This is a genomic window from Paralteromonas sediminis, assembly GCF_003820355.1.
In the GTDB taxonomy this organism is placed as follows: domain Bacteria; phylum Pseudomonadota; class Gammaproteobacteria; order Enterobacterales; family Alteromonadaceae; genus Alteromonas_F; species Alteromonas_F sediminis.
In genome coordinates, this window is record NZ_RPOK01000003.1 from 180,874 (window position 1) to 193,761 (window position 12,888).

Genomic DNA, 12,888 nt, shown 5'->3' on the forward strand with positions numbered 1-12,888 from the left:
CCTATTTACCTGTAACTGTTTCGATAAGTTATAGGTAGGCGGCGACATGTAAGGAGAGACAATGACAAAGCATAGAATAGAAAGTGATTCTCTGGGTGATATCGAAGTGCCAATAGATGCGCTGTACGGCCCACAGACTCAGCGTGCTCTCGACAATTTTCAAGTAAGCGGCCAAACGTTACCTGACGCATTTTTACGCGCACTTATTAAAATAAAACGTGCTGCCGCAGAAGCAAATGCCGAACTGGGATGCCTCAATGACGGCATTGCTAATGCCATCATTGAGGCGTGCAATCAGTTGCTTGATATGGGCGATATTTTACAACATTTCCCCGTCGATATTTTTCAAACTGGGTCTGGTACAAGCTCAAATATGAATGCAAATGAGGTTATAGCCAATCTCGCAAGCAAATGTATTGATGTCAAAGTCGACCCAAACGATCATGTTAATTATGGGCAAAGCAGTAACGATGTTATTACCTCAACAATAAATGTAAGTGCAGCTTTTAAATTAGTTGAAGAACTAGAGCCGGCGCTCTCTCATTTAATAACAGTCATTGATGAGCGGGGAACAGAGCTTTATAACGTTTGTAAGACAGGCCGTACACATCTTATGGATGCGATGCCGATAACTTTTGGTCAATGCCTATCCGGTTGGTCTTCCCAACTCAAACAACATCACCGCCATTTGGCGAGTTTGAAACCATTAATATTCCAGCTCGCTCTAGGAGGTACTGCGGTTGGTACTGGCGTTAATGCACACCCACAGTTTGCAGACACAGTAAATAACCTACTCAGCAAGTCTTCAGGGTTATCCTTTGTCAAAAGCGATAATTTTTTTGCCGCGATTAGCTCGCAAGATTCGAGCGTCAGTCTATCTGGAGCCATTAAATCATTGGCTGTTACGCTAATGAAGATCGCCAATGATCTACGATGGATGAACTCTGGCCCACTGGCAGGTCTGGCAGAAATCTCACTTCCTTCACTTCAGCCTGGTTCGTCTATAATGCCCGGGAAAGTTAACCCAGTTGTGCCTGAATCAGTCACTATGGTGGCTGCACAAATTATAGGAAACGACACGGCAATAACAGTTGGTGGTCAATCGGGCAATTTTGAACTTAATGTTATGCTGCCGATGATCGCCAATAATCTATTATCCAGTTTGACTCTCTCAGCAAATGCGTGTCGTATGTTAGCCGATAAAGCAGTAAAAGGATTTACTGTTAACACAGATATGCTGAACAAGACATTGTCTAGAAACCCTGTGTTGGTTACCGCTTTGAACCCTATCATTGGTTATTCAGCAGCGGCTGAAATAGCCAAAAAAGCGTATACTGAAAACAAGCCTATCCTCGACATAGCGGAGCAAGAAACGAATCTCTCTAGAGAGAAACTGCTCAAATTACTCGATCCAATAAAACTCGCAGATAATAAAACGCATTCGAGTTAGAGCTAGATACTAGTGGAATCCTGAGAGTGTGACATGTGTGCTTTTATTAGAAGTGAATCCTGGTGACCGAATGATCTAATCACGCGTCTCTACGTTTGAATTATTACCTACTCGTCTTAAAGGAGAACTGTATGTTTACGCAACAACCCACTCTCGCAGACTTATTTACTCAATTGGGTTTAGACAATTCCGAAGATGGAATAGATGCGTTCATCGAGCAGCATAAAGGGTTAAACCAAACTACTTATCTGCATAAAGCATCATTTTGGAATGGCGCACAAGTCGCTTTTCTAAAAGAGGCTATCATCGAAGACGCTGCATGGGCAGAAGTTATAGACGAATTAAATACACGTTTGCATTAAAACCACAATAGGAGCTACACAAAACAGATTCTGTTATCACTTTATCTGAGAGTGTTTTATGTTGTTTCAACGGCGATGCATGAGGCGAATACTCCCACGTTTCGTCAGGTCTGCAGCCAAAAACAAAGATGAGGCTATGTCGGTCCGTCACGCACCCTCATATTCCTTGTCAGTCATTGAGCTTTAGATTGACCAGCTTCGCCGTTGAAAACTTGCCTGCCTCCTGAGTTAACCAGATATGCCCATCTTTGGCACACACACCCTCTACCTGATTCAATCCACTGAGCTTTTCGATTCTTTGAAGAGCAAAATCTTCACCCAATATCGCAATAAAGGGCTTCATTAAGCCGATGGTCGACACGCTATAGCCGGTAAGTACATAGTGCCCCTGACTGTCATCCCAATCTGCGCCAGTCACAACGCCGGGCAACCCTTTAATTAAACTAATGGGAGAAAGCTTTTGCTCTGCCAAGTCTTTGTCAATCTTATACACTCGTAACACTTGCGTGTTCCAGCTTTTAGAAAACAAAATAAGGTGTTCACCCTTTGCCACCAGGGCCTCGGCATCAAAATCATGGCCGTAATAGGCATTAGTTGATGGGTTATAGCCCTCATAAGTAATACCGATGATGTCTGCATTACCCTCTTGATCTAACTTGTAAATCACCAAATCTTCCCGCTTCCCTGCGTTATTGCCGAAATCACCGACAAAAACATGCGTCCTGTCTGCAGTTATTGCTTCCCAATCAACGTTTTTAGTCAATACGTAGGGCTCAGCGACAATCTCCCCATTGTGATTTATTTCATACACCACGGGGGCATTTCCAGAATCATTTAGCGTAAGAAAACCCGTTTCAGTGCAATATAACCCTGATGTTTCCCCTAACCTGTCAGACAATACTGACTGCTTTGTCACGGTATACCCTTTACCCTGCTCTGCCTTTGACGCACAGGCTGCTAAAGCACTTACCATAAAAATAATTGATACTTTGAAAATGAAACGATTTAACGACACAGCTTTTCCCTTTTTGCTTACAACTTTTCAATTGCCCTGCTAGAGTGAACAAAAAACCACTGGTTCTATGATTGTGAACGACCCACTAGTACTCTTGGTTATGGTAGGTTTACTGTCCATAGCCTGTCAGTTTTTTGCTTACAAAGTAAAATTACCAGCAATTCTTCCCTTGCTCATTGTTGGTATTCTTATCGGCCCGGTTTTTGGGGCCTTGAATGCTGATGACCTCTTTGGCGAGCTTTTGTTCCCCATTGTCTCCCTGTCTGTGGCCATTATTTTGTTCGAAGGTGCCCTCACACTTAAGAAAGACGACATTGCTGGGCATGGCAAAATGGTGCGAAACCTTTGTAGTGTTGGCGTTGTTGTTACCTGGCTGATTGCGGCTTTTGCAGCACACTATTTGCTCAGTGTTTCATGGAGTATCGCGTTCTTATTTGGCGCCATCGTAACGGTGACTGGCCCCACCGTTATTGTGCCCATGTTACGCAGTGTCAGGCCCAATCACAAAGTGGCCAATATATTGCGCTGGGAAGGCATCGTTATTGACCCCGTTGGTGCATTGTTAGCCGTATTAGTATTTGAGTTCATTGTCTCAGCGCAAGGGGCACTGAGTCATACTTTTTATGCTTTTGGTATCACACTTTTAACGGGATTAGGCTTTGGCGCGGCCGCGGGTATAGGCCTTGGCATCTCACTCAAAAACAACTGGATCCCACAATACTTAGTTAATACCGCTGTTCTGACAGTCATACTGGGCGTATTTGCTGCGTCGAATGTCATTGCGCATGAGTCAGGACTGTTAACGGTCACGGTGGCAGGCATTATATTGGCCAATATGAAAGGGGTGAATATCGAGGGTATATTGGAATTCAAAGAAACCCTCAGCGTATTGCTTATTTCAGGTTTATTTATATTACTGGCCACCCGGCTCGACTTAAACGCCATCGCACAACTGGGCTGGGCAGCCGCCTTTGTTATTCTCGCCATCATGTACATTGCGCGTCCAATATCAGTATTTATCTCTTCCTGGGGGACCAGTCTGACCTTAAAAGAGCTTGCCCTGATCAGCTGGATTGCTCCGCGAGGTATTGTTGCCGCTGCAGTGTCAGCCTTGTTTGCTCTTAAGTTAGAAGAGCAGGGCTTTCCTCAATCCGAAATCATCGTTCCCATGGTGTTTTTGGTGATCATCACGACCGTAGTGGTGCAAAGCCTAACCGCCAAGCTAGTAGCAAAACTATTGGGTGTAAGAGCCCCCATTCCGAATGGATTTTTACTATTTGGTGGCAACCGCTTTAGTCAGCTTTTGGCAAAAGAGTTGCAGGAACAAGGTATTTATACCTGCATTGCGGATACCAACTGGAACGCGATTAGCGATTGTAGAATGCAGGACATTCCCGTTTATTTTGGCAACCCTATGTCTGAGCATGCATCATTGCACCTTGAGCTGAATCGCTTTGGAAATGTCTTAATCCTGTCTCCCTACAGGCAACTTAACCCTCTAGTCAGTTTTCATTTTGAAGATGCCTTGGGCAAAGGCAAAGTGTGGGGACTGTCGAACAATGAACAACTTAGCCGCCCCAGCCACAAGGTGTCCAGTCACTATGCAAATAAACTCACTTTATTTGGCGAAGGTATAACCTATGCTTATCTTGCCTCAGCCGTGGCCAAAGGTGCCACGGTAAAAACCACCCGTTTAACCGATGCATTTCGCTTTGAAGATTATCAGGAAACCTACGGAGAAAGGGCTATTCCTTTGGTTTATATTGATACGCATAACGTTTTTCACGTGGTGCTTGCCAACAATGATTTTGAACCTGCTGCAGGCTGGCGACTTATTAGCTTAATCACGCCTAAAGATTCAGGATTACCTTAAGCGAAACATTTACAACTGTTCAATAATAGCTAATGACTTAGCCACTGCCCCTTGGTTGCTTAGTAACACCTGTTTGCCAGCCTGTCCCTGTGCACGAGCTGCATCGGGATCTTGTAATAATCCCGTAAGGGCATGAGTAAGCGCCTCACTGTCCCTAACAATGCGCAGCGCCTTTGCCTCTATCAGCGTCTGGCAGATGACCGGATTGTTGTATGTATGAGGACCCATTAACACAGGCAGAGACATAGCCGCAGGTTCAAGGGCATTATGCCCTCCTTTATTTGCCAAGCTTCCGCCAACAAACGCGACAGTGGCAATAGCATAAGCCCGAGTCAATTGGCCCATCTCGTCCAAGAGCACGATAGCTGTGTTTTCAGGAATGACGTCAACCTCTGTGCTTCTGCACCATGGAAGAGACTGCTGTGATAATAGGGCGGCTACCGTATCAAAACGCTCAGGGTGACGCGGTACTAAAATAAGTAAAGGGCGAATGTCGGCAGGAATAGCTTGCAATGCCGCCAAAATCAGACTTTCTTCTGGCTCATGGGTACTACCAGCAACAAAAATAGCGCGCTGTCCGGCATCGAGACCTTTAAAACTCGAGGTAGATGCACGCAGTAACTCATTGGCCTGATCGAACTTAATATTATTGGTTAACGTAAGTTTATCGGTGTGCACACCCAGCGACAGGTAGTTATTGTAATCACGCTCACCCTGGGCACAAACATGCGTGACTTTTTGTAGCATAGCGCCAAAAAGACGTGGGTATTTGCTGTAGCGTTTCGCACTTTTTTCGGTCATCCTCGCATTAAGCACACAAACAGGGATGCGCTTACGCCAGCAGGTGTGGATCATATTAGGCCACAATTCAACTTCTGTAATAATCACTTTTTGAGGCGACAGCCTGTTCAGCAAGCCAGACATCAAAAACGGCAGATCATAAGGCAAAAAAAGGTGTTGTACCCGGTTCCCAAATAGTGCCTTCACCCTGTCAGCCCCAGTGGGCGTAGTAGTAGTGATAGTAATCGTCAACGCGGGCTGCTCATCCATCAATAACTTGATAAGGGATGATGCGCTGACAACTTCCCCCACTGACACACAGTGAAACAGGTAACCGCCTTGGCGTAATGAAGGACTTCCGAAGCCAAACCTTTCCCGAATGCGAAAGCGGCCCTGCTGCTTCTTTTTGATGGCCAAAATGAACAAGGCCATCACAACAATTGGCGATAATACCAATAACAAACCGGAGTATAGCCATCGGCTGGCTTCCTGAGAAAATGAAGGACGAAAAGAAAGCGTCAAGGTTTAGCTCTAAAATACTTGCTGCAGATGGCAGTAATGTCAGGACGCAAATTCATTTTTCAATACTTTCCCAGCTAAAAGGACCGTATTCAGGAAACACATGCTGCTTTTCGTCTGTCGGCTCTTTGGCCAGATCAACGATGTCATTTTGTAGTGAAAAACGGAAACGTCTCACCTCTTGCCAAAGCGGCATAAAATCCTCGTTCTGGATACCCTGTTCGTCTTCTTGCAATAAGGGACCTAACAGGTCGTAGGCGTTTTGAAGGCGAGCCGCCTCACGATTAGCAAACGCAAGAACTGCTGCGTCGGGCTGCACAAGTGGGTGCTGATGCTCAGTCGTTGTAAACCCCGAAAAGTATTCTATGTATTCCTGCAGGTCAACACTGTCAGCAAACCCCCACTTTTTAACCGTATCAAAATTGATCAGTTTTTCTTCTTGTGGCTCAACAATCAACACTGTGGGCGTTGCAAAGTACGTGGCGTAACCAAATCTTTGGGTGATGTCTCTTCGATCATTCAAGAAGCCAACATCAACAAATACCGTCTCATAGTGCTGCTGTATAATGGGGTGCAAGGTTTCCATCGAAAAACGTTTTGCTAACCCCATACTGTCATGACACCAGGTCGCACCCAACACAACAAGTAAGCGTTTGTTCGTTTCTTTCGCTTTAGAAAGCGCTTGCGAAACCGCTTGCATAGGGTCATTAACAGGCTGATAAGTATAAGCAGGCAGTATGTGTGTATCTTCTTTGCTGCCAGTTGCGGCAGCCGCGAAACCTGCGGCTAAGGTCAGCACAACAACTAAAACAAGAATTCTCATAAGGTAAGGTCAGTTACTGTTTAAAAAGCCAAGGTAGCAAGTTAACTGCGGGTAGACAAATTAACTGTCAGAATCTAGAGTCGTGAACAAACTAATAGAATATCAACAATATGGCACTCACAGAATCAACCATGCTCGCATTAGGCAGTCCGGCTCCAGAGTTTAGTTTACCCAATACCGAAGGTAAAATGATTGAATTGAGTGACTTTCAACACTCAAGATTACTGGTTGTGGCTTTCATTTGTAATCATTGTCCTTATGTTGTGCATATTGCACCAGCATTGTCCGAACTATCCAAGCGATACGCCAGTCAGGACGTAGCATTCGTTGCGATAAACAGTAACGATGTAACTGCCTACCCAGAGGATGATTTAAATAATATGCAACTCGAAAGGGCCAGGAGAGGCTACCCTTTCCCCTATTTGTTTGACGAAACGAAAAATGTTGCCAAAGCATTTTATGCCGCTTGCACACCTGATTTTTACGTATTTGATGACACGCGAAAACTTGTTTACCGTGGCCAGTTTGACAGTACCCGTCCCCATCGAGTGTCGTCGGGCAACTACGACTCTTCGCAAGCCCTCTCAACAGGTGAAGATTTGCGAAGTGCGTTAAATGCACTATTGGCTAACACTCCTATACCAGAACCACAAGTGCCTTCTATGGGTTGTAATATCAAATGGAAGCCAGGCAACGCACCCGATTACTTTTAATTTCACAAGACAGACATTAAGGACGGCTTATGACATTTTCCACCATGCTTGACAAACGGTATTCCTGCCGGGCATTTCTAGATAAACCTGTTGATTCGGCTGTTTTACAGCGTGTTTTTGAAAAAGCGCAACGCAGCCCTTCTAACTGCAATGTGCAACCGTGGCAAGTGATAGTCGTGTCAGGAGAAAAGAAAACTCAGCTTGCCCAGCAGCTGGTCGAAGAGGTCATCAAAGTTCAAAAGCCCTACCCAGACTTTAACTGGCTTCCTGCCTACGAGGGCGTGCACAGAGAACGCCAGTTTGGTTCCGCAAATGCACTTTATTCTGCAATGGGCATAGAACGGCAAGATAAGGTTAAACGACAACAAGCCATGCTGCGCAATTGGCAATTTTTCGATGCCCCACACGTGGCATTTTTCACTATGGACAAATACCTCGATATCATGGGGGCGGTAGATATTGGCATTTATGCACAAACCCTCAGCATGTTAATGTACGAAGAAGGTATTTCCAGTTGCATGCAAGGCGCACTGGGACAATTTCCTAATCCCATTAAAAGCCTGTGCGAATTGCCTGAGGAAAGAGGTATTTTGTTTGGCATGTCATTTGGCTATGCCGATAGTAAAGCCGATGCCAATCAGGCCAGAACTGTGAGAGAGCCTGTATCAAACAGTGTTCTTTTTATCGATTAAATTGATTCTGCGTTGTTTTACATCCAATGTAAGCGCAACCGCCAGCCAAATGGCCAGTAACGAAAATAACAACGCAGTATTTTCAGCGACTTTCATCACCTGTTCACTCATAAAAGCGGTAGCAGCAATCAGTGCTAGGTAATAAGGCAGGTTGAGAACACCAGCAAGCCAGACAACTCGAATGGGTTTATGGTTTGCGCCCTGAGCAAACATAAAAAAGGCAAGGGAGTTCATGTGGATCATCGCCAGCAAAAGATGCTTGATTTTTGTTGGTGAATGCTCACTTTCCTCAGACTTGTTAATTCTACCCAAACCATAATTAATTAGAGAACCGAGTGTAGCCGCCACAACCATAGCCACTGTTAACATGACCACATCAGTAAAAGTGGGTTTGGCGCCTATAACTAGCAAAACAGCAAAAAACTGTCCAGGAAAGTAAAAGCCCACATACACAATGGACTCCAACAAAATAATCGCCATGATTAAAAGATAGAAGTAATCCCCCATACCTGACTGTATGGTGTTGAGAAGTTGCAAACCGGGCGGAATGATTTGCCAGTACACCAGCAAATTCATCACAGAAAATGCCACAATCGCGGTTACAGGCAAGGTTGCATAATACTTCATATTGGCTTCGCACTATTGCTTTAGTCAGTATTACGCAAAGTAATAGAAAATGGACGTACGTGCCAAGTTACGAATTTTTAAGATTTACGTCGATTACCGCGCTTCGCTTATGATCTTTTCCAGCTTTGCATTCACGGTATCGTCTGTTTCAATGTGCTCTGGGTCGGGCTCAATACAATCAATTGGACAGCAGGCAACACACTGAGGTTCATCATAGTGACCGATGCATTCCGTGCAGCGACTGGTGTCAATCTGATAAACCTCCTCTCCCATTGTGATTGCCTGATTGGGGCATTCAGGCTCGCACATATCACAGTTAATACAATCATCCGCTATTTTAAGTGCCATAATGATGTTCTCTCACTATTAAACATGGTCAATCAAAGTATCCGAAGCGCAGGTAAAACCACTTCGGGTTGTCTGATGCTTGGGTAAATTTCGCATCAAAATACAAAATTCGGGTTCGACTTCTATGGGCAACCTAGTCCAAACATAATGGCCGGATCCTTTAGCCTCGTTCAGTGCGCATCCCCGTTTGTCGAAAAGTGCCTTTAGCTGAAAAGAATAATTACCTTGCGGCGTCACCAGTTCCAAATTATCACCGAGCACAAATTTGTTCTTCACTTCAATAAGGTAGAGGCCGTCTTCGCTTTTTTGAGTCACTTCACCCACCAGTTGTTGGCTATGACTGATTGAGTGTGCATAGTCGTAATTCTGGTATTGAGTATGCGAGCCATGTCGCTGCAAGAACCCCTCGGTATATCCCCTGTTTGAAAGATGTTCTAGTTCCTGCATAAGGGCTGGGTTAAACGGTTTACCGACGCACGCATCATCTATAGCCTGCCTATACACCTTTGCGGTACGCGCACAGTAGTAAAATGATTTGGTTCGGCCTTCAATTTTGAGTGAATCTACGCCAATTTCGACCAGGCTTTGTACATGCTGAACCGCGCGTAAATCTTTGGAGTTGAAAATATAGGTGCCAAATTCATCCTCGAAAGTAGGCATCAACTCTCCTGGACGGCCCCCCTCCTGCAACATAAATAACGGTGAATTGTCTGGCTCACTACTGCCTTCATGAACACACTCACCCAGTTTAATTTGGCCAACCTCATCTTCAGTGGCCTCATTGATCTGATAGCGCCAGCGACAGGCATTGGTGCAGGTGCCCTGATTCGGGTCGCGCTTATTGATATAACCTGACAACAAGCAACGTCCAGAATAGGCCATGCATAGTGCGCCATGCACAAATACTTCTAATTCCATTTCAGGGCATTGTTGTCGAATTTCTTTAATCTCATCTATCGACAATTCCCTAGACAAGATGACTCTGGAAATGCCCTGCTGTTGCCAAAACCTCACGGTAGCCCAGTTCACCGCATTGGCTTGCACAGATAAGTGAATAGTAAGTTCAGGGTGGGCCTCCTTGGCCATCATGATAAGACCAGGGTCAGACATGATCATCGCATCGGGTTTCATTGCTACTACAGGAGCAAGGTCCTTTAAAAAGGTCTTCAGCTTTCCGTTGTGCGGGGCAATGTTATTGACGACATAAAACTTCTTATGCTGCTGATGCGCTTCATCAATGGCAACTTGCAAGTTAGCCAGGTTGAACTCGTTGTTCCTTACCCGCAATGAATAACGGGGTTGCCCCGCATAAACAGCGTCTGCCCCATAGGCAAACGCATAACGCATATTCTTCAATGACCCTGCCGGCGACAATAATTCAGGTTTCATTTTTTTACTTCACTACCCTATTTTGCCGGCATCCTAGCAGTTTGAGACTGAGTTGCTTTGATTTAGATTAAAGGTATTGAAAATATCGTTACACAACGAAACAAAAGCATAGTAGGTAACATTCATCCAACTACATTGATCTTCCACAGAATTGACGCTGTAATGACCCTATAAAAATTCACAGAGGTTTATTCAAATGTTAAAGCGTTCACTTGTAGCGGCTCTGGTGGCTGGCTTTAGTTTTCAGGTTTTCAGTCAGGTTGAATCCTTCCCCATTGCGGATGATGGCCTGGATAAAAACTATGAACTTGAAAAAGTAGCAGATGGCGTATCAATTCCATGGGGCATGGTGTGGTTAAACCAAAGCGAATTATTGGTCACTGACCGCAAAGGTGAGCTAAGAATGATTAAAGACGGTAGCTTAATCGAAAGCCCTATCACTGGCGTTCCCCAAGTGGATGCAAGAAATCAGGGTGGTCTGCTGGATATAGAAAAGCATCCCGACTACGCGAATAATGGTTGGCTCTATTTGTCATATTCTGGATTTGAGGGTGAAGGTGATGGAAGCAATACTTCAGTTGTGCGTGCGCGGCTCGACAAAAATGCAATGGCGCTAACGGATGTTGAAGTAATATTTGAAGGCGCTCCCAATACGGACAACTCTCGTCACTATGGTAGTAGGCTTGAATTTGATAATGAAGGTTACCTTTACATCACAGTGGGTGACAGAGGGGACAGAGATAATACGCCTCAGCGTCTTGATATGGATGGCGGTAAAGTGCACCGAATTCATGACGATGGCCGTGTTCCGAATGACAACCCTTTTGTTGGTAAGCAAGACGCTAATGCCACCGTCTATTCGTTTGGCCACAGAAACCCTCAGGGTATGGCAAAGCACCCCGAAACAGGTGCATTGTGGGCGCATGAACATGGCCCACGGGGAGGCGACGAGCTGAACAAGATCGCAAAGGGTAATAACTACGGGTGGCCAGTCATTTCATACGGCATCAATTACAACGGCACTAGTTTTACAGACATGACCGCTAAAGAAGGAATGGTGCAGCCAAATTGGCAATGGACACCTTCTATTGCTCCCTCGGGTATGGTGTTTATAACTAGTGACAATTACCCTGAATGGCAAGGGCACATGCTAGTAGGCTCGCTAAAGTTTGGCCATGTTGTGCTGGTCAAAATGGATAACGAGAAAATCACGGGTCACAGTAAACTGTTTGAAGGCATTGGCCGGGTAAGAAGCCTGAGCGTTAGCCCCGACGGCCACGTTTACATTGGTACAGACGGTGCCGGTATCTACAAGGTTATCCCGCGCAAATAAGTCACTGCACGTTCGCTAATCGTCGTTAACTTGTTATGATGCTGTCATAACAAGTTAACCGGCTGTTTTATTGTGAACCGTTTATTCTTACTGCTTACGCTGATTTTTATTCCACATTGCCAGGCATTTGCTAGCGATCAACCCGAGCCTGTTTGGCGTTCGCTTGACCCACAAAACAGTGTGCTTATGCAATTACCCCACGGTGACGTTGTCATTGAGCTAGCCCCTACCTTCAGCCCAAATCACGTTAACCAAATGAAGGAACTGATCAGATTGGGTGTTTACGACAATCAACCGTTTTATCGGGTTATTGACGGGTTTGTCGCTCAGGGTGGGCCACAAGACGAGTCTACGCACAAAAAGGCTACTGAGACTCTAACGCTTGAGGGCGAGTGGTCAACAGATAGCACCTTCACATTCACCCCGATACAAGAGAATGATATGTTTGCCCCTGTAACAGGTTTCATAAAGGGGTTTGCATTGGGCCATGATCCCGCAAATAAAACAGCTTGGTTGTTGCACTGCCCAGGTGTTATTGCCATGGCAAGAGGGAATGACCCGGACTCAGGGACAAGTCACTTTTATATTACCATTGGACAGGCGACGCGATATTTAGACCGGCTCATGTCAATATTCGGTCGTGTAGTTTATGGAATGGAACACGTCCATGCAATTCAACGTACGCAGGTTATCGAAGGGGATACTCCTGTTGAACCGGATGAGCATATCCGCATCGTATCTATGCGTATGATGTCAGATATTCCAGAAGACGAAAGAATTCATCTGGAAATAGAGGATACCGAGACAGCCGCTTATCAACAATTTTTAACAGAAAGACGACACAGGACTGCCCCCTTCTTTTTCAAACCTCCTCCGCCCGTATTGGATATATGCCAGGTACCAGTAAAAACCAGAATCGCAAATGACTAAGACACGTAATGCGCTATGTTAAAGATGTCCTCGT

13 protein-coding genes are annotated in these 12,888 nt (G+C 45.2%); 7 read left to right on the forward strand and 6 right to left on the reverse strand.

Annotated elements, in window-relative coordinates:
* Positions 1–61 precede the first annotated feature (61 nt).
* Both DRW07_RS09935 and DRW07_RS09940 read left to right on the forward strand, forming a co-directional pair.
* Positions 62–1,450 (forward strand): class II fumarate hydratase, encoded by a 1,389-nt coding sequence (locus DRW07_RS09935; protein WP_124027765.1) that lies wholly within the window; start codon positions 62–64, stop codon positions 1,448–1,450.
* A gap of 131 nt (positions 1,451–1,581) precedes the next feature.
* Positions 1,582–1,812 carry a DUF2789 domain-containing protein gene (locus DRW07_RS09940; RefSeq protein WP_124027766.1) on the forward strand — a complete coding sequence of 77 codons (231 nt, stop codon included), beginning with the start codon at positions 1,582–1,584 and terminating at the stop codon, positions 1,810–1,812.
* A gap of 169 nt (positions 1,813–1,981) precedes the next feature.
* On the opposite strand, the gene DRW07_RS09945 is transcribed toward DRW07_RS09940, so the two are convergent.
* Complete coding sequence (locus DRW07_RS09945; protein WP_124027767.1) at positions 1,982–2,827, reverse strand: hypothetical protein; 846 nt, start codon at positions 2,825–2,827, stop codon at positions 1,982–1,984.
* A gap of 73 nt (positions 2,828–2,900) precedes the next feature.
* Here DRW07_RS09945 and DRW07_RS09950 point away from each other — a divergent pair, with 73 nt between their 5' ends.
* On the forward strand, positions 2,901–4,700 hold the full coding sequence (locus tag DRW07_RS09950; RefSeq protein WP_124027768.1) for a cation:proton antiporter: 1,800 nt from the start codon (positions 2,901–2,903) through the stop codon (positions 4,698–4,700).
* Positions 4,701–4,709: 9 nt separating this feature from the next.
* Here DRW07_RS09950 and waaA read toward each other — a convergent pair whose 3' ends face one another.
* Positions 4,710–6,002 (reverse strand): lipid IV(A) 3-deoxy-D-manno-octulosonic acid transferase, encoded by a 1,293-nt coding sequence (waaA, locus tag DRW07_RS09955; protein ID WP_124027769.1) that lies wholly within the window; start codon positions 6,000–6,002, stop codon positions 4,710–4,712.
* Positions 6,003–6,054: 52 nt separating this feature from the next.
* On the reverse strand, positions 6,055–6,822 hold the full coding sequence (locus DRW07_RS09960; RefSeq protein WP_124027770.1) for a thioredoxin family protein: 768 nt from the start codon (positions 6,820–6,822) through the stop codon (positions 6,055–6,057).
* Positions 6,823–6,932: 110 nt separating this feature from the next.
* Between DRW07_RS09960 and DRW07_RS09965 the strand changes: the two genes are divergently transcribed.
* Both DRW07_RS09965 and DRW07_RS09970 read left to right on the forward strand, forming a co-directional pair.
* A complete protein-coding gene (locus DRW07_RS09965) occupies positions 6,933–7,535 on the forward strand; it encodes a thioredoxin family protein (RefSeq protein WP_124027771.1) in 603 nt (200 codons plus the stop codon).
* Positions 7,536–7,564: 29 nt separating this feature from the next.
* Positions 7,565–8,227: a nitroreductase gene (locus tag DRW07_RS09970; protein WP_124027772.1), complete on the forward strand. Its 663-nt coding sequence runs from the start codon at positions 7,565–7,567 to the stop codon at positions 8,225–8,227.
* Here DRW07_RS09970 and DRW07_RS09975 read toward each other — a convergent pair.
* The 3 genes from DRW07_RS09975 to trhP form a co-directional block, all read right to left on the reverse strand.
* Positions 8,201–8,854 carry a hypothetical protein gene (locus tag DRW07_RS09975; RefSeq protein ID WP_124027773.1) on the reverse strand — a complete coding sequence of 218 codons (654 nt, stop codon included), beginning with the start codon at positions 8,852–8,854 and terminating at the stop codon, positions 8,201–8,203. The two genes, DRW07_RS09970 and DRW07_RS09975, sit on opposite strands and share 27 nt — an antisense overlap.
* A gap of 93 nt (positions 8,855–8,947) precedes the next feature.
* Positions 8,948–9,202: a YfhL family 4Fe-4S dicluster ferredoxin gene (locus tag DRW07_RS09980; protein ID WP_124027774.1), complete on the reverse strand. Its 255-nt coding sequence runs from the start codon at positions 9,200–9,202 to the stop codon at positions 8,948–8,950.
* A gap of 18 nt (positions 9,203–9,220) precedes the next feature.
* Positions 9,221–10,591 (reverse strand): prephenate-dependent tRNA uridine(34) hydroxylase TrhP, encoded by a 1,371-nt coding sequence (trhP, locus tag DRW07_RS09985; RefSeq protein WP_124027775.1) that lies wholly within the window; start codon positions 10,589–10,591, stop codon positions 9,221–9,223.
* Between the two features lie 196 nt (positions 10,592–10,787).
* On the opposite strand from trhP, the gene DRW07_RS09990 reads away from it, so the two are divergent.
* Entirely contained in the window at positions 10,788–11,924 is a 1,137-nt protein-coding gene (locus tag DRW07_RS09990) for a PQQ-dependent sugar dehydrogenase (protein ID WP_124027776.1), read from the forward strand.
* Positions 11,925–11,996: 72 nt separating this feature from the next.
* Positions 11,997–12,854: a peptidylprolyl isomerase gene (locus tag DRW07_RS09995; RefSeq protein ID WP_124027777.1), complete on the forward strand. Its 858-nt coding sequence runs from the start codon at positions 11,997–11,999 to the stop codon at positions 12,852–12,854.
* The last annotated feature ends 34 nt before the right edge of the window (positions 12,855–12,888 follow it).